The 22,462-nt window shown below is 59.6% G+C and carries 16 protein-coding genes and 1 riboswitch; of the genes, 2 read left to right on the top strand and 14 right to left on the bottom strand.

The features are described from left to right. Positions 1–70: 70 nt before the first annotated feature. Both alaS and ltaE read right to left on the bottom strand, forming a co-directional pair. On the bottom strand, positions 71–2,692 hold the full coding sequence (gene alaS, locus AO353_RS02980; RefSeq protein ID WP_054593613.1) for an alanine--tRNA ligase: 2,622 nt from the start codon (positions 2,690–2,692) through the stop codon (positions 71–73). 146 nt (positions 2,693–2,838) lie between these two features. Then, a complete protein-coding gene (gene ltaE / locus AO353_RS02985) occupies positions 2,839–3,843 on the bottom strand; it encodes a low-specificity L-threonine aldolase (protein ID WP_054593614.1) in 1,005 nt (334 codons plus the stop codon). A 215-nt stretch (positions 3,844–4,058) separates the two neighbouring features. Then, a riboswitch (FMN riboswitch) is annotated at positions 4,059–4,229 on the top strand. 120 nt (positions 4,230–4,349) lie between these two features. On the opposite strand from ltaE, the gene AO353_RS02990 reads away from it, so the two are divergent. Then, positions 4,350–4,859, top strand: coding sequence for a 6,7-dimethyl-8-ribityllumazine synthase (locus tag AO353_RS02990; protein ID WP_054593615.1), 510 nt, complete (start codon positions 4,350–4,352; stop codon positions 4,857–4,859). A 122-nt stretch (positions 4,860–4,981) separates the two neighbouring features. Here the strand turns inward: AO353_RS02990 and astE are convergent, their stop codons facing one another. From astE to AO353_RS03025, 7 genes are all read right to left on the bottom strand, one after another. Further along, a complete protein-coding gene (gene astE, locus AO353_RS02995) occupies positions 4,982–5,992 on the bottom strand; it encodes a succinylglutamate desuccinylase (protein WP_054593616.1) in 1,011 nt (336 codons plus the stop codon). A gap of 12 nt (positions 5,993–6,004) precedes the next feature. Then, complete coding sequence (locus AO353_RS03000; RefSeq protein ID WP_019693158.1) at positions 6,005–6,292, bottom strand: hypothetical protein; 288 nt, start codon at positions 6,290–6,292, stop codon at positions 6,005–6,007. Between the two features lie 63 nt (positions 6,293–6,355). Further along, positions 6,356–7,702 (bottom strand): N-succinylarginine dihydrolase, encoded by a 1,347-nt coding sequence (gene astB / locus AO353_RS03005; RefSeq protein ID WP_054593617.1) that lies wholly within the window; start codon positions 7,700–7,702, stop codon positions 6,356–6,358. Positions 7,703–7,830: 128 nt separating this feature from the next. Continuing rightward, positions 7,831–9,297, bottom strand: coding sequence for a succinylglutamate-semialdehyde dehydrogenase (gene astD / locus AO353_RS03010; RefSeq protein ID WP_173859949.1), 1,467 nt, complete (start codon positions 9,295–9,297; stop codon positions 7,831–7,833). After that, a complete protein-coding gene (gene astA, locus AO353_RS03015; protein WP_054593619.1) occupies positions 9,294–10,319 on the bottom strand; it encodes an arginine N-succinyltransferase in 1,026 nt (341 codons plus the stop codon). The genes astD and astA overlap by 4 nt, the downstream gene beginning before the upstream one ends. Before the next feature lie 68 nt (positions 10,320–10,387). Then, entirely contained in the window at positions 10,388–11,407 is a 1,020-nt protein-coding gene (gene aruF, locus AO353_RS03020) for an arginine/ornithine succinyltransferase subunit alpha (protein WP_019693162.1), read from the bottom strand. A 136-nt stretch (positions 11,408–11,543) separates the two neighbouring features. Further along, positions 11,544–12,764, bottom strand: a complete 1,221-nt coding sequence (locus tag AO353_RS03025; protein ID WP_054593620.1) for an aspartate aminotransferase family protein — start codon at positions 12,762–12,764, stop codon at positions 11,544–11,546. Positions 12,765–13,051: 287 nt separating this feature from the next. Between AO353_RS03025 and AO353_RS03030 the strand changes: the two genes are divergently transcribed. Beyond that, positions 13,052–17,767 (top strand): dermonecrotic toxin domain-containing protein, encoded by a 4,716-nt coding sequence (locus AO353_RS03030; RefSeq protein WP_054593621.1) that lies wholly within the window; start codon positions 13,052–13,054, stop codon positions 17,765–17,767. A gap of 33 nt (positions 17,768–17,800) precedes the next feature. On the opposite strand, the gene argR is transcribed toward AO353_RS03030, so the two are convergent. The 5 genes from argR to AO353_RS03055 all read right to left on the bottom strand — a co-directional run bounded on the left by argR (position 17,801) and on the right by AO353_RS03055 (position 21,947). Further along, a complete protein-coding gene (argR, locus tag AO353_RS03035) occupies positions 17,801–18,781 on the bottom strand; it encodes a transcriptional regulator ArgR (protein WP_054593622.1) in 981 nt (326 codons plus the stop codon). Between the two features lie 112 nt (positions 18,782–18,893). Then, a complete protein-coding gene (locus AO353_RS03040; RefSeq protein ID WP_019693166.1) occupies positions 18,894–19,658 on the bottom strand; it encodes an ABC transporter ATP-binding protein in 765 nt (254 codons plus the stop codon). A gap of 36 nt (positions 19,659–19,694) precedes the next feature. Further along, the gene (locus AO353_RS03045; protein ID WP_019693167.1) at positions 19,695–20,393 is read right to left on the bottom strand and encodes an ABC transporter permease; all 699 of its coding nucleotides are present in this window, start codon (positions 20,391–20,393) and stop codon (positions 19,695–19,697) included. After that, positions 20,390–21,079 (bottom strand): ABC transporter permease, encoded by a 690-nt coding sequence (locus AO353_RS03050; protein WP_019693168.1) that lies wholly within the window; start codon positions 21,077–21,079, stop codon positions 20,390–20,392. Before AO353_RS03050 ends, AO353_RS03045 begins: the two co-directional genes overlap by 4 nt. Positions 21,080–21,170: 91 nt before the next feature. Further along, the gene (locus tag AO353_RS03055) at positions 21,171–21,947 is read right to left on the bottom strand and encodes an ABC transporter substrate-binding protein (protein ID WP_054593623.1); all 777 of its coding nucleotides are present in this window, start codon (positions 21,945–21,947) and stop codon (positions 21,171–21,173) included. Between the last annotated feature and the right edge of the window lie 515 nt (positions 21,948–22,462).

Raw genomic sequence — 22,462 nt, forward strand, 5'->3', positions numbered from 1 at the left:
TGAAGGGCGCCCATTAATCACTCAAACAGCTGCGAAGCCCGCCACTAGACGACGGGCTCGGCACGCAGCCTTAAATACCCTGCTCTACAAACGGCACGGTCAGGGCCAATGCAGCATCCAGTGCGCCAGCGTCGGTACCGCCGCCTTGCGCCATGTCTGGACGACCACCGCCCTTCCCGCCCACTGCTGCAGCGGCTTGCTTCATCAAATCACCGGCTTTGAGTTGGCCAGTCAGGTCCTTGGTTACACCCGCAACCAGCACGACCTTTTCCTCATGGACACTGCCGAGCAGGATCACTGCGCGGCCGAGTTTGTTCTTCAGTTGATCGACCAGCGCCAGCAGCGCCTTGCCGTCCTGACCGTCGAGACGCACGGCCAGGACTTTCACGCCTTTGACGTCCTGGGCAGAAGCCGACAGGTCGTCGCCCGCCGCACTGGCGGCCTTGGCTTGCAACTGCTCGAGTTGCTTTTCCAGCAGACGGTTGCGCTCAAGCACAGCCGACAGCTTGTCGATCAGGTTGTCGCGGCTGCCCTTGACCAGGTTGGCCGCTTCCTTGAGTTGCTCTTCCGCAGCGTTCAGGTAAGCCAGTGCCGCAGCGCCTGTCACCGCTTCGATACGACGCACGCCAGAAGCCACGCCGCCTTCGCTGATGATTTTCAGCAGGCCGATGTCGCCGGTACGATTGGCATGGATACCACCGCACAGCTCGACGGAGAAGTCGCCCATGCTCAGTACGCGCACGCTGTCGCCGTACTTCTCGCCGAACAGCGCCATGGCGCCTTTCTGCTTGGCGGTGTCGATATCGGTTTCTTCGGTTTCAACTTCGGAGTTCTTGCGAATTTCGGCGTTGACGATTTCTTCCAGCGCTTTCAGCTGTTCAGGCTTGATCGCTTCAAAGTGGCTGAAGTCAAAGCGTAGACGCTGACTGTCGACCAGGGAGCCTTTTTGCTGAACGTGCTCGCCCAGCACCTGACGCAATGCCGCGTGCAGCAAGTGCGTGGCGGAGTGGTTCAGCGAAGTGGCGTGACGCACCTCGGCATCCACCTGGGCCTGAACCGGCGAGCCAATGGTCAGGCTGCCCGAATCCAGCACACCGTGGTGCAGGAATGCACCGCCAGTCTTGGTGGTGTCGCGCACGTCGAAACGCGCAGCGCCTGCCTGCAGGTAACCGCAGTCACCGATCTGACCGCCGGATTCCGCATAGAACGGCGTCTGATCGAGAACGACCACGCCCTCTTCGCCTTCGCTCAATACGTCGACCGATTGCCCGTCTTTATACAGAGCAACGATTTTTGCCGAACCGCTGTGAGCGGTGTAACCGGTGAACTCGGTGGCCACATCAACCTTGACCAGGCTGTTGTAGTCCATACCGAAGGAACTGGCCGAACGGGCACGGACGCGCTGGGCTTCCATTTCGCGCTCGAAGCCCTCTTCGTCGATGGTCAGGTTGCGCTCACGCGCGATGTCGCCGGTCAGGTCCATCGGGAAACCGTAGGTGTCATACAGCTTGAACACCACGTCGCCTGGCACCACGTTGCCTTTGAGTTCGGCCAGATCCTGCTCGAGGATCTTCAGGCCCTGCTCCAGGGTTTTGGCGAACTGCTCTTCTTCGGCTTTCAGCACGCGCTCGATGTGCGCCTGCTGGGATTTCAGCTCAGGGAAGGCTTCGCCCATCTCGGCAACCAGTGCGCCGACGATCTGATAGAAGAAACTGCCCTTGGCGCCCAGCTTGTTGCCGTGACGGCAAGCGCGACGAATGATCCGGCGCAGCACGTAGCCACGACCTTCGTTGGACGGCAGCACGCCGTCGGCGATCAGGAAACCGCAGGAACGAATGTGGTCAGCCACAACTTTCAGCGAAGCCTGGTTGTCGTTGGTGCAACCGATGGCCTTGGCCGAAGCGCTCAGCAGACTCTGGAACAGGTCGATTTCATAGTTCGAGTGAACGTGCTGCAGCACGGCACTGATCCGCTCCAGGCCCATGCCGGTATCCACCGACGGTGCTGGCAACGGGTGCAACACGCCATCGGCGGTGCGGTTGAACTGCATGAAGACGTTGTTCCAGATTTCGATGTAACGGTCGCCGTCTTCCTCTGGCGAACCCGGTGGGCCACCCCAGATGTCGGCACCGTGATCGTAGAAAATCTCGGTGCAAGGACCGCACGGGCCGGTATCGCCCATGGTCCAGAAGTTGTCGGAGGCGTACGGTGCGCCTTTGTTGTCGCCGATGCGAACCATGCGCTCGGCCGGAACCCCGACTTCCTTGGTCCAGATGTCGTAGGCCTCGTCATCGCTGGCGTAGACCGTGACCCAGAGCTTTTCCTTCGGCAGGTTCAGCCACTTGTCGGAGGTCAGGAAGGTCCAGGCGTAGGTGATCGCATCACGCTTGAAGTAGTCACCGAAGCTGAAGTTACCCAGCATTTCGAAGAAGGTGTGGTGACGAGCGGTATAACCGACGTTTTCCAGGTCGTTGTGCTTGCCACCGGCGCGAACGCACTTCTGGCTGCTGACGGCGCGGGTATAGGCGCGCTTTTCCTGGCCCAGAAAGCAGTCCTTGAACTGGTTCATCCCCGCGTTAGTGAACAGCAGGGTTGGGTCGTTGCCCGGAATCAAAGAGCTGGAGGCTACACGGGTGTGGCCTTGCTCTTCGAAGAAGCGAAGGAAGGCTTCACGGATTTCTGCGCTTTTCATTAGGTTCTTCCACGGAGGCTGCGGCCAAAGGCCTGTGCGAATCGTCAACAGACGAAGCGACGGCAAAGGGCCGCATTATATCGGCGTTAGTGTGCAGGTACAGTGTGTTTGTACGATACAGGCAGTCAATTGGACGGCTAACACCTTCAGTTTTGAGAAAACTCGACGAAAGTCGCGATTACCTGCTCGATCTGCGCCCGGTTGACGTCCATGTGAGTGACCATGCGCAAACGTGAGGCGGCGCTGAGTTTGATCCCGCGCTCACCGGCAAACGCCTTGAGCGCCTCGCACTTATCACCCATCCGCACGTAAACCATGTTGGTCTGTACAGGTTCGACTGTATACCCCGCCGCGCTCAGACCTTCAGCCAGAAACTGCGCGTTGGAGTGGTCGTCCGCCAGGCGTTGCACGTTGTGATCCAGTGCATACAAGCCGGCCGCCGCAAGAATGCCGGCCTGACGCATGCCACCACCGACCATCTTGCGCAGGCGCCGGGCCTTGCCGATCAACTCGGCCGAACCACAGAGCACCGAACCGATCGGCGCGCCGAGGCCTTTGGACAGGCACACCGACACCGAATCGAAGTGCCGGGTGATTTCCAGTGCATCGACGCCCAGCTTGACCGCTGCGTTGTACAACCGCGCGCCATCCAGGTGCAGCGACAGACCGTGTTCATGGGTAAAGCGGCGAGCCCGCGCCAGATATTCCAGCGGCAATACCTTGCCTTGCATGGTGTTTTCCAGCGCCAGCAGCCGGGTCCGGGCGAAGTGAAAATCGTCCGGCTTGATCGCCGCAGCCACCTGAGCCAGGTCCAGCGAACCATCGGCTTGAACTTCCAGCGGTTGCGGCTGGATCGAGCCCAACACCGCGGCCCCGCCACCTTCGTACTTATACGTGTGCGCCTGCTGGCCGACGATGTACTCGTCACCGCGCTCACAGTGGGCCATCAGCCCCAGCAGGTTGCTCATGGTGCCCGTCGGCACGAACAGCGCCGCTGCAAAGCCCAGGCGCCTGGCCAGTTCGGCCTCAAGCTGATTGACCGTCGGATCTTCGCCGTAGACGTCATCCCCGGTGACCGCATTGGCCATCGCGTCGAGCATCCCTGCGGTCGGTTGGGTGACGGTGTCGCTACGAAGATCGATAACGCTCATGAATCAGGCCTCGGAATAGGACGCTAACGTCGCTGCTGATAAGGGAAATCTCTTTCGAAGGGGATTACTGCGGCCAACGCCGCGATTAATCAAGGCCCGGACCGGAAAAGCCGGCTCAAGCCAACGGAAAAACCGATGTATATCATCAGAAAGCAGCCATGCGCAGCCCACAAATATGTGTTAAAAACTCTCCGCCGCCAGAAAATCTGGCAGCAAAACGTTCTCAGGGCGGGGTGCAACTCCCCACCGGCGGTAATTGCGCGCAATGCGCATAGCCCGCGAGCGCTTGGTGTCACTGATGCTTCGGCAGCAGGTGACGGCAAGGTCAGCAGACCCGGTGTGATCCCGGGACCGACGGTCATAGTCCGGATGAAGAGAGAACGGGATTGGCACCAAAGGGCCGTCCGTGGGCAACGCGCATACTCTGCACGGCTGACCTGCACGTACCCTTAAATCCCATTCGATTCATAACGCCCTGTTTTTCACACAAACAGGAGTCAGAACAGATGCAACCCACCGCAATCGATAGCAAAAGCAAAAACCATCAGGGCGAGCGCGTAGCGTTTATCCAGGCGTGCTGGCACAAGGAAATCGTTGATCAGAGCCGTAAGGGCTTCGTCAGCGAGATGATCGCCCAGGGTTATCAGGAATCGGATATCGACTTTTTTGAAGTCGGCGGCGCCTTTGAAATTCCACTGCACGCCAAGCTGCTGGCCAAATCCGGCCGTTACGCGGGCATCGTCGCTGCAGGTTTAGTGGTTGACGGCGGCATCTACCGTCACGAGTTCGTTGCCCAGTCGGTGATCAGCGGCCTGATGCAGGTTCAGCTGGAAACTGAAGTGCCGGTGTTCTCGGTCGTGCTGACCCCGCACCACTTCCATGCCGGCGAAGAGCACCAGAAGTTCTTCTTCGAGCACTTCGTGCACAAGGGCCAGGAAGCGGCAAAGACCTGCGCCGACACGCTGCACAAGATGCGTGCCTTGCGTCGTAGCGAGCACCGCGCAGTAGCCGTCTAAAACGCAGCATCGCCCTTGTAGGAGTAAGGCTTGCCCGCGATGCAGGCGCCGCGGTCTATCGACCAGACCGCGTTATCGTTCATCGCGGGCAAGCCTTGCTCCTACAGGGGCATCAGCGGCTATCAGGCCAGGTTTTCGGCAGTGGTCGGCACAATCAGAATGCCGGCGCGCAGGCCGTTCTTGACCTTCGGGTTCGGGAAGATGATTCGCGCACCCTCCTCCTCGACGATCCAGCGGGTCTGGGCGATGTCTTCGGCCAGCAGATAACCCTTTTTCAACTCCGAGAAGTTCTCGATGTCCGCCGGCAGGTTCAAGTGGAAGCTGTCGCTGTGCTTGATGATTTCCCGCGCCACGCTGAACAGCTGCAAGCCATCCAGGCTCTCTTCTGCAGACTCCGGTTCGGTGCCTTCGATGATCTGCTTCAAAAGGGTTTCAAGGCGCGAGACGTTGACCCCGTCGTTCTGCCCGAACGGCCGGGCCTTGCCCAACTCAAGGGTGAAAGACTCGGCATCGAGCTTGTCGTAGGTGTACGAACTGAAAACGATGGACGGTTTGTTCTGCAACAGCACCGCCTCCATGCCGGCAGCGCGCAGGCGAGCCAGTTCATGACGGGAATGCTGACGACCTTCTTTCCAGGGATACAGCGCGAACTGCTCGATCTTCGAGCCACGGATCGCGGTGTGCAGATCGTAGTGCAACCGGGCGCGGTCGGGCAGATTGAAGAAACTCGCTGCCAGACGCTCCAGCTCACAGGCTCGCAGTGCTTCAGAGCCACTGCTGAGTTCGTGACGGCCGTTGAACAGCCGATTGACGTCCTGCTCGATAAAACGCTCGCCGCGACGCATGGCGTCAGGGTTGCCGAACAGGAACAGAATACGTGCGCGCGGCTTCAACTCTCCGCGGGCGATGTCATGCAACAGGCGATCGAGTAACTCGATCGGCGCTGTTTCGTTACCGTGGATGCCGGCCGACAACAGCAAGTCCAGGCCATTGTCACGAGCCTCGGGAGGCCGGACTTCCAGCGCCCCTTCGCTCAGCCAGCGCATCCGCACGCCTTCGACAGTCAGTTGAGTCTTCTCCGCCGGTTCACGACCGGCGAGGGTCAGTTCAAGCAGTTTGCCGAGGGCGAGCATAGAGCGAATTCCTTAGTGATCGTGTTTGCAATCCGGGCCGTGCACGTGGTCTTCGTCACCGATTTCAGCCGGTTCCATTTCCAGTTGCAGACTTACCAGATTAGTCGCCAATGGGCGCAGCAGCAGGTTGGCGTATTCAGCGTCGCCTTCTTCGACGTCAACGCCGATCAGCAGCTGGCCACGGCCGTCGTGCTGGATCCACAACTCTTTGCCCTGCCACATTACCGCAACGCGGGTGCAAGAGGTTTCCAGCTGAGTGCCGTCGGTGTCTTCAAGAATCAGCTGCAGGGTATCGCTCATTTTTACGTTCTCATCGGGAGATAAAGCAACGCGTCCGACTCTTCATGAGCAGGACGCGGGCTTTCAATTGATCTGGAATGGATAAACCGCGCCCAGTTTAAGGATTTGCGTCAGTTCATCCAGTGCCGTCCGGCACTCAAGCAACAATTGTGGGTCCGCCAGATCACTTTCGGTCATGCGGTCACGGTAGTGCTTGTCGACCCATTGGGTCAGCGTGCCATACAACGGCGGGGTCATGATAACCCCTGGATTGACCGCCGCCAGCTCGGTTTCATTCAGTGCGACACGTAACCGCAGGCAAGCCGGGCCACCGCCGTTCTGCATGCTTTGCTTGAGATCGAAGACTTTCACTTCGCGAATCAGGCCGCCAGAGCTGGTCAGCTCTTGCAGGTACTGCCAGACGCGTGGATTGTTCTGGCACTCTTGCGGCACGATCAGCAGCATCGAACCGTCAGCGCGGGACAGCAGTTGGCTGTTGAACAGGTAAGAACGCACGGCGTCTTCGACCGACACCTGGGAACGTGGAACACAGATCGCCTTGAACTGACCGCCGCGCTTGGCAAGCTTGGCCGACAGTTCAGCCAGCATCTGCTCGGTGTCGAGGAATGCGTCCTCGTGATAGAACAGCGCTTCACCGTTACCCACCGCGATCACGTCGTTGTGGAACACGCCCTGGTCGATCACCGAAGGATTCTGCTGGGCGAACACCACACCGTCTTCGCTCAAGCCATGCAGACGGGCAACCGCTTGCGACGCTTCGAGGGTCTGACGCGCCGGGTACTTCTGCGGTGCCGGGTAGCGGGTATCGAACGCGCTGCGACCGAACACGAAGAACTCGACACCGGCTTCGCCGTATTCACGGCAGAAGCGTGTGTGGTTGGCTGCGCCTTCATCACCGAACTGCGCCACGGCAGGCAACGCTGCGTGGTGGGCGAAGTGTTTCTGGTCGGCGAACATGGCTCCCAGCACGCGGCTGGTGGTCGGGTGCTCGATGCTGCGGTGGTATTTGCAGTTGAGGTTGGCGGCGGTGAAATGCACGCGACCGTCGGCGGTATCAGCGCTCGGGCTGACGGTGGCGGCGTTGGCCACCCACATGCTCGACGCCGAGCAGCTGGCAACCAGCAACGGCATCGCCTGTTTGGCCGCCTGCTCGATTACTTGAGCGTCGGTGCCGCTGAAACCCAGGCTGCGCAGCGCGCCGACATCCGGACGCTCTTGCGGCGCGAGAACGCCTTGCTGAAAGCCCATTTCCATCAGCGCTTTCATTTTCGCCAGGCCTTGCAGCGCTGCTTCCTTCGGATTGGAAGACTGCTGGCTGTTGCTCTGGGACGCGACGTTGCCGTAGGACAGACCGCCGTAGTTATGGGTCGGCCCCACTAGACCGTCAAAATTGACTTCATAGGATTTCATCAGCGAGGCTCCACGAGAATCTGTTGTTATAAATTCGGTTTGACCGCTTCGCGGTCATCGCAGGCAAGCCTTGCTCCTACATGGATTACATCGAACCTGTAGGAGCATAGCTTGCTCGCGAAAGCGGCTTACATCCGCACGCCAGGCGTCAGGGCGGCCGGCAAGGTCAGGCTTGGGGTTTCCAGCGAGGCCACCGGGTACGCGCAGTAATCCGCGGCGTAATAGGCACTGGCGCGATGGTTGCCCGAGGCACCCACACCGCCGAACGGTGCGCTGCTCGCGGCGCCGGTCAGCTGCTTGTTCCAGTTGACGATACCGGCGCGGCTTTCCAGCCAGAACTGCTGATAACGCGCTTCGGAATCCGACAGCAAACCTGCCGCCAGACCGTATTGGGTGTTGTTGGCTTCCGCGATCGCCGCCTCGAAATCAGCGTAACGGATCACTTGCAGCAACGGGCCGAACAGCTCTTCGTCAGGACGATCGGTAACCGCGCTCACGTCGAGAATGCCCGGGGTCAGCAACGCGGCGTTGGCCTGTGGCTGGGTCATTTTCAGTAGCGGCACGGCGCCATTGGCGAGCAAGTGTTCTTGCGCATCCATCAGTGCCTTGGCAGCGGCCAGGGAAACCACCGAGCCCATGAACGGTGCCGGTTGCTGATCAAATGCGCCGACGTCAATGGTCGCGCTGACCGCCACCAGACGCGCCAGCAGCGTGTCGCCCCAGGCGCCTTGCGGTACCAGCAAGCGACGGGCGCAGGTGCAACGCTGACCCGCAGAAATGAACGCCGACTGAATAATGGTGTACACCGCAGCGTCAAGGTCAGCGACCTGATCGACCACCAGCGGGTTGTTGCCGCCCATCTCCAGCGCGAGGATCTTGTCCGGGCGACCGGAGAACTGCGCATGCAAGTGGTTGCCGGTACGGCTGGAGCCGGTGAAGAACAGACCGTCGATACCCGGATTGGCCGCCAGGGCGATCCCGGTTTCACGCGCGCCTTGTAGCAGGTTCAGCACGCCAGCAGGCAGGCCGGCTTCGATCCAGCACTTGACCGTCAGCTCGGCGACTTTCGGGGTCAGCTCGCTTGGCTTGAACAGCACACTGTTACCGGCCAGCAGCGCCGGAACAATGTGACCGTTCGGCAAATGCCCAGGGAAGTTGTAAGGACCAAACACCGCCACCACGCCGTGAGGCTTGTGGCGCAGCACGGCAGTGGCGTCGCCCAGCGGGCCGCTCTTTTCGCCGGTACGCTCGCGGTAGCTCTGCACCGAAATAGCAATCTTGTTGACCATGCTGGTCACTTCAGTCGCGGCTTCCCACAGCGGCTTACCGGTTTCTTCACCGATGCAGTGAGCCAGTTCGTCAGCGTGTTTTTTCAAGCTGGCGGCAAAGGTTTCCAGCACACCGATGCGATCTTCCAGGGAACGTTTGGCCCAGGCCGGGAAGGCCTGCCGTGCGGCTTGCACGGCGCTTTCGACCTGAGCAGCGCTGGCGCCCTGCCCCGACCACAGCACTTGCTGGGTGACCGGGTTCAGCGATTCGAACATGTCACCCTGGCCCGCCAGCCATTCACCGGCGATGTATAGCGAATTCATTATTTCGACTCCCGAGCAGCAGACAACGGCACGGCACGTACTTGATCGCCGGCATTGAGTTGAAGACGTTTGGCGGTCAACGGGTCGACCACCAGGGTACCGGCGGCAAAGCGTGCGGGAGCGGCAGTGATCCGGCAGTCTTCGCGTTTGCGGTTGTGAATCAAAAATGGTGTGGCGTCATCACCCGGAGTGCCGATGGCCAGTACCAGCGCCTGGCTGTCGCGGACCGCGCGGATCTTGCCGGTTTCGCATTCAACGGCGGGACCTGCGTCGAAGATGTCGACGTAACCCTGGTAGCTGAAGCCTTCGCTCTTGAGCATCGCCAGCGCCGGCTCGGTGTCAGGGTGAACCTTGCCGATCACATTGCGCGCGTCTTCAGAGAGGAAGCAGGTGTACAACGGGAATTTCGGCATCAGCTCGGCGATGAACGCCTTGTTGCCCACGCCCGTCAGGTAATCGGCCTGGCTGAATTCCATTTTAAAGAAGTGCCGCCCCAGGCTTTCCCAGAACGGCGAGCGGCCGGCTTCATCGGACACACCGCGCATTTCGGCGATGATCTTGTTGCCGAACAGCTGCGGGAATTCGGCGATGAACAGCATCCGCGCCTTGGCCAACATGCGGCCATTGAGGCCGGAACGGTAATCGGCGTGCAGGAACAACGAGCACAACTCGGAATTACCGGTCAGGTCGTTGGCCAGGAACAGCGTCGGGATTTCCCGGTAGATGTTCAGCTCTTGCGACGCGCTGACGGTCAGACCGACCCGAAAGTTGTACCAAGGCTCACGCAGGCCGACAGCGCCGGCAATCGCGGAAATTCCCACAACGCGACCGTTATCGTCTTCGAGCACGAACAGGTAGTCCGCGTCGCCGCGCCCCGCTTCGCCGCGAAAGGTCTTTTCAGCCCAGCCAACCCGATGAGCCAGACGCTCTTCGTTGGCCGGCAAGGTGGTCAGGCCGGTGCCGGTGCTGCGGGCCAGGTCGATCAGCGCGGGTAAATCGCTGCTGCGTACGGGACGAACGATCATGCTATCTCCTCAAACGGGTCGCTCAGGCCACCCGTAAAACTCTCTGCTCTTAAGCCTGAAATCGGCCCTTAAACTGCCACCAGGCGCACGCTGGCACCTTCACCGACACCCAAGGCCTCGGCGGCTTCAAGATCCAGGGTTACCGGTTTGCCCGGCGCATAATCCAGCTCAAGCAATACCGCGCGGTAATCCTGCAACTGAGCATTGGCCACCAGGTACTGACGACCGGCACCTTTGACCGGCTCACCGATTTTCACCGGCACCACACGGCTCTGGGCGATCGAACGGATCCCCGAGACACGTGCGTGCAGGGTCGGGCCGCCGTCGAAAATGTCGATGTAGTGATCGGTCTCGAAGCCTTCGCGCATCAGGATGTCGAAGGTGATCTGCGCCCGTGGGTGCACCTGGCCCATCGCCTCTTGGGCGGCGTCCGGCAGCAGCGGCACGTAGATCGGGTAATGCGGCATCAGTTCAGCGAGAAAGGTCCGGCTCTTGAGCCCGCACAGACGCTCGGCTTCAGCGTAGTTGAGGTCGAAGAAGTTGCGACCGATGGCATCCCAGAACGGCGAATCGCCATTTTCGTCGCTGTAGCCGACGATCTCGGTGACCACCGAATCCGCGAAACGCTCCGGATGGCTGGCGACGAACAGCAGGCGACCGCGAGAGTTGAGTTCCGACCAAGGCGAACCGACCAGCTCCGGCAGCACGTAGAAACTGGTCAGTAGGCTGTTGCCGGTCAGGTCGTGGCACTGGGAGAGCACATGAATCTTGTTATGAATCTTCAGCTCGCGAGAGGCGTGCACGAAGGTTTCATTACGGAAGCTGTAGAACGGCTCCGAATAGCCGGCCGACGCGACGATGGCCGAGCAGCCCACCAGTTTGCCGGTGGCGGTGTCTTCGAGGACGAAGAAATAGCTTTCTTCACCGTTGAAGCTGACCTCGGCAGCGAACGACGCTTCGCTTGCGGCGATCTTGTCGCTCAAGCGTTCGACATCATCCGGCAAGGAGGTGACACCAATCGGGCTGTCCGCAGCCAGACGCTGTACCTCGCCCAGATCAGCCATTTGCGCGGGGCGCATCACCAGCATGGTGTCACTCCTTACTTAACATCAGGTCGACGAAATGCGCCGACTCGGGGAAAAAAATGCCGGGCAGGCCCGGCACAGGAAAATAGTCTCGACACCTGCCCCTAAGAATAGGCGCCGAGCGGTACCGCAGCCTGAATCAGGCTTGAGTCAGTTTGGCCACGGCGCGTTCGAAGCGCTCCAGGCCCTCTTCGATGTCCGCGTCTTCAACCACCAGGCTTGGCGCGAAGCGAATCACGTCCGGGCCGGCTTGCAGAATCATCAAACCTTCACGTTCAGCCGCGTTGAACACGTCCTTGGCCTTGCCTTTCCAGGCCTCGCTCAAGACGCAACCGAGCAACAGGCCCAGGCCACGCACTTGAGTGAACAGGCCGTACTTGGCGCCGATCTGCTCCAGGCGAGTCTTGAACAGGTCGTGCTTGGCTTTGACGCCATTCAGCACTTCAGGGGTGTTGACCACGTCGATCACCGCTTCAGCGACGGCGCACGCCAGCGGGTTGCCGCCGTAAGTGGTGCCGTGAGTGCCGACGACCAGGTGTTTGGCCAGGTCTTCGGTGGTCAGCATCGCCGCGATCGGGAAACCGCCGCCCAGGCTCTTGGCGCTGGTCAGGATGTCCGGCGTCACGCCGTAATGCTGGTAGGCAAACAGCTCGCCGCTGCGGCCCATACCGGTTTGTACTTCGTCAAAAATCAGCAGTGCGTTGTGCTGGGTGCACAGCTCGCGGGCGCCTTGCAGGTACGCAAGGTCAGCCGGCAATACGCCGCCCTCGCCCTGGATCGGCTCCAGCACTACCGCGCAGGTCTTGTCGGAAATGGCCGCTTTGAGCGCGTCCAGATCGTTGAACTTGACGTGAGTGATGCCGGTGATTTTCGGACCGAAACCGTCGGAGTACTTCGACTGGCCACCGACGTTCACGGTGAACAGGGTGCGACCGTGGAAGCTGTTGAGCGCGGCGATGATTTCGTATTTCTCTGAACCGAAACGATCGTGGGCAACACGACGGGCCAGCTTGAAGGCGGCCTCGTTGGCTTCGGCGCCAGAGTTGCAGAAGAACACACGATCGGCAAAAGTCGCGTCGATCAGCTTATGGGCCAGGCGCAAGGCCGGCTCATTGGTGAACACGTTGGACACGTGCCACAACTTGTTCGCTTGCTCGGTCAAGGCACCGACCAGTGCCGGGTGGGCGTGACCCAATACGTTAACCGCAATCCCGCCGGCGAAGTCGATCAGCTCGCGGCCAGACTGGTCCCAAACGCGGGAACCGGCGCCACGTACCGGAATGAAAGCGGCTGGCGCGTAGTTGGGAACCATTACCTGGTCAAAATCGGCGCGTTGTACCGCAGCGTGCTCAACGGACATCGGAGTCTCCTGATGAGAAACACCCGCCTGAAACTGGCGAGCGATGAGGGGGATTGTAAGGACAGTTTTCAGCCCGGCCTTGCCGCCAAGCGACAACTTCTTATAGCGCAAACACAGGTTTGACCCGGGTTTACGGCAATGCGACAAATAGCGTCGCAAAGGCGCAGTTTAAACTGCCGGAGTACGTTATAGGCAGGCTTGTCCAGCCGGACGGTAATTATGTACTGCACGGAGCACATCGCCGTTTGTTTTCCTTGTGTCTACTTCAAACGCCAAGGAATCGGCCCATGACTCAACACGACGACGAGCTTGCCGCTCATCCGGACAGCCACTACCAACACCTTTCCACACTCCTCCCGACCTGGGTCTTACAAGCGTCGCCCGAGACGCGCAACGCGCTGAAAAACGCCAGGCTCGAAACGCCTCACCGGTATCGCAACGCGACCCGCCTGCAACTGCAGACACTGAACGCACTCAACACCGACCACTGGTCCCATCGAAACCCGCTGGAGCAGATGCTGAGCAAACTGCAAAACGCTCGCGCCTTCGCCGAACCGCTGCTGAGCGAAGCGTTGAAAACCCGCTTCGGCCTGGAGCTGGACGTCAAGAGCACCTTCCTGCGCCTGTACATCCCCCAGACCATCCCCTGGCTCCCGGTCAAATCCGGTGCCGCGCGCACCTGGACAGTGTCATTGCTCGACGCTGCCCTGCACAATTTCCAGGCATCGGAGACTGAGGTGGACGCCTATGAGCCGGCCTCGGCCTTCATCACCGAACCCTCCGCCACGGGACAGTTCGACACGCTGCCAGCGATCAAGCAGCACATCTCCATCGCCGGGTTTACCCGGCTGTGCCGAGAACTGGATATCGGCGGCCAGTACAGCGCCTACCTAAACGACAACCTGGGCGTGACCAATCCACTGGTCGACGCCGTTTTAAAGCCAAGCGTCAGGAACGCGCAGCACGCCGCACTCAAGTCGGCACTGCACCAGGGACTGCTTCGACAGAATATTGAAAACGCTACCTGCGACGCGATTCTCGGCTTCCTGGAGGGACGCCCGGGCATGAAGCTGGACGGCGAGCCGTTGCACTGCCATGATCTGACGATGATGTCTTCGGCGTTGACCGGCATTGTCATTTTCGCCCCCAATCTTGAACGCTCGCGCCAGGCAACGCGGATCGTGGTCTATCTCCCGGAAGACCCCGAACATCCCGTCAAACAGTATCCCGACACGCTGGCGTTCATGACGGAGCTGACCCGCAAGCTGCGCTCACCCGACTACCAGCGCTTTTTCAGCCAGTTCGTCGACCATCAGGAGAGGGGGCATTTTTTCGCCGACCTTAACCGCCGCCTCAGCGTCGTGACCTGGCACCAGCATCAGCACGGCGACCCGCTGCCCAGCTGGCGAGAGACGCCCATCGACAAACCCAACTTGCGATTTTCACTGAACCCGATCAACGCCGACCTATGGGCTCACCTCTATCAGCGGCAACTGAACAAGATCCTCAACGACGCACGCACCATTGCCGTCTCCACCGCCAGCGCCGACCAAAACGCACGATGGGCGCTGTGGGACGCCTTCAGCAAAGTCGCCTCAACGATCCTTGAAGTGGCCGCGTTCGTCGCCCTGCCCTTTGTTCCATTCCTCGGCGAACTGACACTGGCCTACATGGCCTACCAACTGCTCGACGAGGCTTTTGAAGGCATCGTCGACTGGGCCGAAGACCTGCAACAAGAGGCGTTCGAGCACCTGATGGGCGTCGTCGAATCGCTCGTTCAACTGGGGACATTCGCGGTGGGTGGCGTCATTGCCGTTGGAGAGATCAAACCCCTGCTGCCCCGCGACACACTGGCGCTGTTCGACCGACTCATCCCCGCCAAGGCTGCCGACGGCAAAACACGCTACTGGAAGCCGGACCTGACACCTTACGAGTACTCCGTAAACTTGCCGACCGAGGCCAAACCCGATCACCTCGGCCTGTATCAACACCAGGGCCAGACCCTTCTGCCCCTTGAAGACAAGCTCTATGCCGTGCGCTTGAATAGCGAGACCGGCCAGTTTGCACTTCAGCATCCGAGTCGCGCCGACGCTTATCAGCCGCCCCTGCGGCATAACAACCATGGCGCCTGGCAAACCGGACTCGAACAACCGCTGCGCTGGGACCGGGAAACCGTCATGCGTCGCCTCGGCCATAGCGTCGAGTCGTTCAGCAGCGCCGAGCGCGAACAGATCCTGCGGATCAGCGGCTTTCACGACAACGTATTGCGCGAAACGCACGTCGAAAACTATCGCCCGCCGTCGTTGCTGACCGACACCATCAAGCGCTTCAAGATCGAGCGGGACATTCAGGCCTTGATCGAGCAGACCAGCAACGACCAACCCGAGCATTATCAGGCCCTGAACCAGCGCAAATCGCTGTTCGAATCTCGCTACCGCGAACTTGAAAAAACCGATGATCAGCAGGTTCAGCTACTGCTCGGTACAGTTCAGAACTTACCGACCGACATCGCGCAAGAACTGCTGAGCAATGCAACAGGCACCGAGCTGATGAGCCTGCACAATGGTCGAGTGCCGCAGCGACTCAAGGACGTGGCGCTAAAAGCCATGGAAGCCGTGCGTGTCGCCAGAGCCTATGAAGGTTTTTATCTTGAAGACATGGAGTCGGCAGATACCCACCGACTGGCTTTGCATAGTCTCGAATCATTGCCCGGCTGGCCCGAGCGCCTGCGCATCGAGGTGAGGGATTATTCGCACGACGGCACCTTGCGCGACAGCATTGGCCAGGCCGACGCGCCGATCCTCAGAACGCTGGTGCTTGCTGATGACTTCACCTACCAGGTGCACGAGAACAAAAAACCATCCGGCGACTTTTATCACGCCATCCTTCTGGCGTTGCCGGATGCAGATCGCACGGCATTGGGCTTCACCCTCGAAGACGGTGAGGCCCTCAAACAGCGCATCGCCGAACACGCTGCGGACCAACCGACGTTACGCACCCTGCTCGCAAAACACCCTCATCGAAAACCGTTCTACGACCCGACAACCATGCGCCTGCCAGGTGGCACGCAGGGTTACAGTCGCAACAACCGCACGACGCCGACCCTCAACGACAGGGTTCGCGAGGTTTACCCCAGCCTTTCAGCGGAAGAACTCGAGCCCATGGTCCTGGCACTACAGCGTCATCCCGACGGCGCTCGCGTAGAGCTCTCACGCCTGGCCAACGAGCTCGAACAACTGCATCGGGACCTGGGAATCTGGGTAACCGATACGCCCACCGTCCACCCCGAAATCAGGGTTGCGCTCAGCGATCTGGAGCAACAGGTCGCGCAACACAATCGCCGCTTACTGGCCCAGGAAATCCAGCGTAGCTGGCGCCGACAATCCGATCGGGACTTTGACGCCCCGGATGGCACCGGCCGGTATGTGCTCAGGTTCGCAGAACCAATACTCGGTGATCTGCCGACACTGACTGCCGATTTCAGTCATGTGTCACTGCTGTCTCTGGAAGGCAGTCGTGCGGCACATGGCGTCCACGGATTTCTGCAGAACTTCAAAGGTCTGCACCGTCTCGATTTGCGCCGTTTCTCCCTGACCACCCTCCCCGACGCCATTACCCGAATGCCCAACCTCGACGCGCTGGTGCTCAGTGATTGTGGCATCCAGCTCGACGCTGTCACCTGGTCGAAACTGTCTTCATTGAACAAACTGGTCATGCTGGATCTGTTCAACAATCCGCTCAGTGCGGTGCCCAGCGTCGAATCGATGCCCGAACTCGTTCACCTTGACCTGAGCCATACCGGCCTGACCGACATTCCCGCCGGCATCATGCACCACCCCAAGCTCGACACCGCCAGACTTTCCGGCAACAGCATCAGCGAACTGCCTCGCGAATTATTCGACAGTCCGGCGTACCAAAAACACAGCGTGTTTCTTACGCATAACCCACTCTCCGAGAATGCGCGACAACGGATCAAGCGCCACTACGTCGACTCCCTCTTTGACCTGGGGGTCTCTGCCCCTGAGGCGGATATCGAACGAGTCAGGGCGCTGTACCCGAACCTGGAGGTCGAGCAGGCGAGCGACTTTGTGTACGAGTTGCCCGGCACACTGAAAGACGGTCGACTTGAACTGGCAAGCCTGGAAGCAGAGCTCAGTCGGCTCAGCACTGACTTGTCTGCCTGGACGGCCGATCTGCCGGCCCGACACCCGCTGACCGGTGAACCTTTCGATGCACAGCAACAACTCATCGAGCACTCGAGTCGCGACGAGTTCAAGCAATTGCTGGAACAGTGCTGGCGACATGAAACCGATCTGGATGATTTTAATGAGGCGCTTGAGCCCACGTTTGAACTCATCATCCCCCTCCTCATCAATGGAGAGCTGCCGACCCTGAGCGCCGACTTCAGCCATGTGACGTCACTGGAGATACTGAGCGCCGATGGCATAACCCGCATCGGAGGTTTTCTGGAGTCCTTTCCCAAGCTCAAAAGTCTCAGGCTTCGCGACTGCAACCTGGGCAACATTCCCGATGCCGTGTTCAAGATGGGGCAACTGCGGTCGTTGTCGTTTCCGGAATGCCGCATCAGTCTGTCAGCGAAATCGGTAAGCGCGCTGGCGGGCATGGAACAGCTCGATTATCTCGACCTGGCCCGCAATCCTCTGGGGCGAACGCCTGACCTCAGCCAGATGACAGGGCTGGCGACCGTGCTGCTGAATGAAACCGGCATCACCGAAATTCCGCACGGCCTGCTGCAAATGACAGAGCTGGACTGGGCCGACCTCAGTGACAACGCCATCACCGAAGTTCCCAGCGATGTATTGGAACTGCCGGTGGAGCTCGCTGAAAACATCACGCTTAGAGGCAATCGGTTTTCCGAGGAGAGCCTGTTACGGCTAATCGGTTTCTTCGAACGGACGGGCACCGACTTCGGCGTACAAGAGGTGATCGATCGAGGTGAAATGGAGATTTCGTCCACCGACGGCACCGAGATCGACGAGTAAAGCAGCCTTCAGCTCAGGGCGTGGCGTGCCTGATCACCCACGCTCCGACGGCACCGAAGACAATTCGAACGGGCTGCTGCTGCGCCGCTGGTTACGATCTTCCCGCGGCGTGGCGCCGAAGAAGTTGCGGTAGGCGCTGGAGAAATGCGGCCCCGAAGAGAAGCCACACGACAGGCCGATCTGGATGATCGACTTGCTGGTTTGCATCAACATCTGCCGGGCCTTGTTCAGGCGCAATTCCAGGTAGTACTGGCTCGGCACGCGGTTGAGGTACTGCTTGAAAATCCGCTCCAACTGCCGACGGGACACGCACACATGCTGGGCGATTTCGTCGGTGGTCAGCGGTTCTTCGATGTTGGCCTCCATCAGCAACACGGCTTGCGTGAGCTTCGGATGGCTGGAGCCAAGGCGATTCTGCAACGGAATGCGCTGACGCTCACCACCTTCACGAATGCGCTCGACCACCAGCTCTTCGGACACCGCACCGGCCAGTTCAGCGCCGTGGTCACGGGCCAGCACCGCCAGCAACAGATCGAGCACCGACATCCCGCCGCACGCCGTCAGGCGATCGCGATCCCAGTCGAACAGATGGCTGGTAGCGATGACCTTGGGGAAACGCTCGGCGAAATCATCCTGCCAGCGCCAGTGCACCGCCGCACGATAGCCATCGAGCAAACCGAGCTGGGCCAACGGATAAACACCGGCCGACAGACCGCCAATCACACAACCGGCACGCACCAATTGCTTGAGCGCGCTGCTGAGCGCTGGCGCCAACGTCGTCGGTGGCTCATCGGCCAGCAGGAACAGCTTCTGGAAGTTTTCCAGCTTGCCGGTCCACGCCTCACCCGGCAATTGCCAGGCCCCTTCGGCAGGCGTTTCGGCCTGCAGGAACGAGAGTTCGTAAACAACCTCCGGATGCACGCGCTGAGCAACACGCAAGGCCTCCTCGGCCAGCGCCAGCGTCAAGGCTTTAGTGCTGGGCCAAATCAGGAAACCAATTCGATGGGCAGTCATGGCGGGCAGTCCGAAACGAAAACAGTGTTAAAGCCAAAGGCGGCTGCAACCAAATTAGACCATCTGGCGCGCGGTGCGCAGCATGACCTAATTTGGTGCGTAACGGGAGCGATTACTTCAGGCTACCCGAGAGGAATTGTTGCAGACGTTCGGACTGTGGATTGACCAGCACTTCACGCGGGTTACCGCTTTCTTCAACCACGCCTTTGTGCAGGAACACCAACTGGTTCGACACTTCACGGGCAAAGCCCATTTCGTGCGTCACCACGACCATGGTCCGACCTTCCTGGGCCAGCGCCTGCATCACTTTCAACACGTCGCCCACCAGCTCCGGGTCGAGTGCCGAGGTCGGTTCGTCGAACAGCATCACCTCAGGTTCCATCGCCAACGCACGGGCAATCGCCACACGCTGCTGCTCACCGCCGGACATATGGCCAGGGTAGGCATCTTTACGATGGGACACGCCGACCTTGGCCAGATACAGCTCGGCCTTTTCACGGGCTTCGGCCTTGGACATGCCGAGGACGTGAACCGGCGCTTCCATGATGTTTTCCATCGCGGTCATGTGCGACCACAGATTGAAATGCTGGAACACCATCGACAGCCGCGAACGCATGCGTTGCAGTTGTTTCGGGTCGGCGGCTTTCAGCGCGCCGTCCTTGTTCGCCACCAGTTTCAGCTCTTCGTTGTTGAGCAGAATCTTGCCGGCGTGTGGTTGCTCAAGCAGGTTGATGCAACGCAGGAAAGTACTTTTGCCGGAGCCACTGGAACCGATGATGCTGATCACATCGCCGGCCGCCGCTTTCAGGGACACGCCCTTGAGCACTTCGTGACTGCCATAGCGTTTATGCAGGTCTTGGACTTCAAGTTTGTACATGCTGTCGGTTCTCACAAAAACAGTCAGTCAGTGGTTTCAGTGCTTGCGCGGGGCGAGGTAGCCCAGCCAGCGGTGCTCGGCCATCTTGAACAGGCGCACCAGAATGAACGTCATGCACAGGTAGAACACGCCTGCGGTGATGTAGGCTTCGAACGGCAAGTAGTACTGAGCGTTCACGGTACGCGCGGCACCAGTGATATCGATCAAGGTCACGATGGACGCCAGACTGGTGGTCTGCAGCATCATGATCACTTCGTTGCTGTACTGCGGCAGCGCCCGGCGCAGGGCCGACGGCAGCAGGATGCGCTTGTACATCTTGAAGCGCGACATGCCCATGGCCTTGGCCGCTTCGATCTCACCGTTCGGCGTAGCGCGCAGGCTGCCGGCGATGATTTCAGCGGTGTAGGCGCTGGTGTTGATCGCGAAGGCCAGGCACGCACAGAACGTCGCGCTGGACAGCCACGGCCAGAGGAAGCTTTCACGTACCGCTTCGAACTGCGCCAGACCGTAGTAGATCAAGAACAGCTGCACCAGCATCGGCGTGCCGCGGATCACGTAGGTGTAGAGCCAAGCCGACATGTTGACGATCGGCTGCTTGGAAACCCGCATCAAGCCCAGCGGCAAGGCGGCCAGCAAACCGAACAGCAGCGACAGCGCGAGCAGTTTGAGGGTGGTGACCAGGCCGCCGAAGTACAGCGGCAAGGCCTCCCAAATGACGTTGTAGTCGAAGATCATAGATCAGCCGCCCTTACGCCTACCGAGTAGCGCTTCTCAAGGTGACGCAATGCCAGCAACGAGACACTGGTGATCACCAGGTACATCGCGGCCACTGCGAGGAAGAAGGTGAAAGGCTCGCGGGTGGCATCTGCCGCCTGCTTGGCCTTGAACATCATGTCTTGCAGACCGACCACCGAAATCAGCGCAGTCGCCTTGGTCAACACCAGCCAGTTATTGGTAAAGCCCGGAATCGCCAGGCGAATCATCTGTGGCACCAATACCCGGAAAAACACCTGAAAACTGCTCATGCCGTATGCCGCACCGGCTTCTGCCTGGCCTTTGGGGATCGCCATGAAGGCCCCACGGAAGGTTTCCGACAGGTACGCACCGAAGATGAAACCCAGGGTGCCGATACCGGCGACCAACGGGTTCAGGTCGATGTAGTCGTCATAGCCGAGCAATGGCGCAACACGGTTGAGCAAGTCCTGACCGCCGTAGAAAATCAGCAGGATCAGCACCAGATCGGGAATCCCGCGGATCACCGTGGAATACAGATCGCCCAGCCTGGCCAGCCAGCGTATCGGCGACAGGCGCAATGCGACCCCGATCAGACCCAGAACAATGGCCAAGGCCATGGACGACAAGGCGAGCTGAAGCGTCAGCCATGCGCCATCGAGGATGACAGCCCCGTAGCCTTTCAACATGATTCAGGTCCTCGAAAGTTGGGATGAAAAAATGGCGCAAACCTCAGAGATCCTGTTGCTTGCGCCATTTCGGACTGACAGCTGCGACTATTTACTTACCGTAAATATCGAAGTTGAAGTACTTGTCCTGGATTTGCTTGTACTTGCCATTCGCACGAATGGCGACGATGGCGGCGTTGATCTTGTCCAGCTCAGCCTTGTCGCCTTTACGCACGGCAATACCAATGCCGTCGCCGAAGTATTTCTCGTCGGTGAAGGCCGGGCCGACAAACGCGAAGCCCTTGCCCGAGTCGGTTTTCAGGAAGCCGTCATCCAGCAGGGTGGCGTCGGCCACGGTGCCATCGAGGCGACCGGCAGCCACGTCCAGGTAGATTTCGTTCTGCGAGCCGTACGGCTTGATTTCAGCACCCAGCGGCTTCAGGACTTCTTCGGCGAAACGGTTGTGAATCGAACCGCGTTGCACGCCGATTTTCTTGCCCTTGAGCTCGGCCAGGTTGTCGCTGACCTGCGTTCCGGCCTTCATGACCAGACGTGCCGGGGTGTTGTAGTACTTGTTGGTGAAGTCCACGGACTTCTTGCGGTCGTCAGTGATCGACATGGACGACAGGATCGCGTCGATCTTGCGCACTTTGAGTGCCGGGATCAGACCGTCGAACTCTTGCTCGACCCAAACGCACTTGACCTTCATCTCTTCGCACAGGGCGTTGCCGATGTCGTAGTCGAAACCGACGATGCTGCCGTCCGGTGCTTTGGATGCGAACGGAGGGTAAGCCGCCTCGATACCAATTTTCAGAGGCTTTTCATCGGCGAACGTCGGCAGGGACAGCACGGACAGTGCCAGGGCGCCAAGAAGCACGAGTTTCTTCATCTTAGGACTCCATCGGTATAGGGCGAAAACGGCAGAGTGAGCGACAGCCCAATATGCGAATGGGTGGAAATTGAAAGCGGCGCTACGTCGTAGGATTGTTGCGTTGAGTTCAGCCCTGATTTCAACGCAGGCAACGGCGAGCGAGTGATCGGCATTCTAACGACAGGCCCGAAGCCGATATTTCTTCAATGCGACAACAAATTACAGAAGCACTGAGAAACCCGACCAAGCACATTGACAGCCCTGCAAATTCATGCAAGAGCAAAAGACAGTGAACCGATCTATGTTGCAAATTGCGGGCCTATTATTCGCAAACCCTTCTAATCCGGCAAGCGCAGCGTTGTGTCTTATTTTTTAGGTGGTCTAGAGAGGCCCTGGAATGGGGCTTGGCGTTTCCCAATGCCTCGAAAGCGGGCGTGCGGTTACACATTTAGTTACTTGAAGGGTGGCGGGTAACAGTGGGAAGACTCCTACGAAAGAAGCCGATAAATATTGGTTGCTGATTACACCGTTGT

It is taken from the genome of Pseudomonas fluorescens (genome assembly GCF_001307155.1).
Taxonomy (GTDB): Bacteria; Pseudomonadota; Gammaproteobacteria; order Pseudomonadales; family Pseudomonadaceae; genus Aquipseudomonas; species Aquipseudomonas helvetica.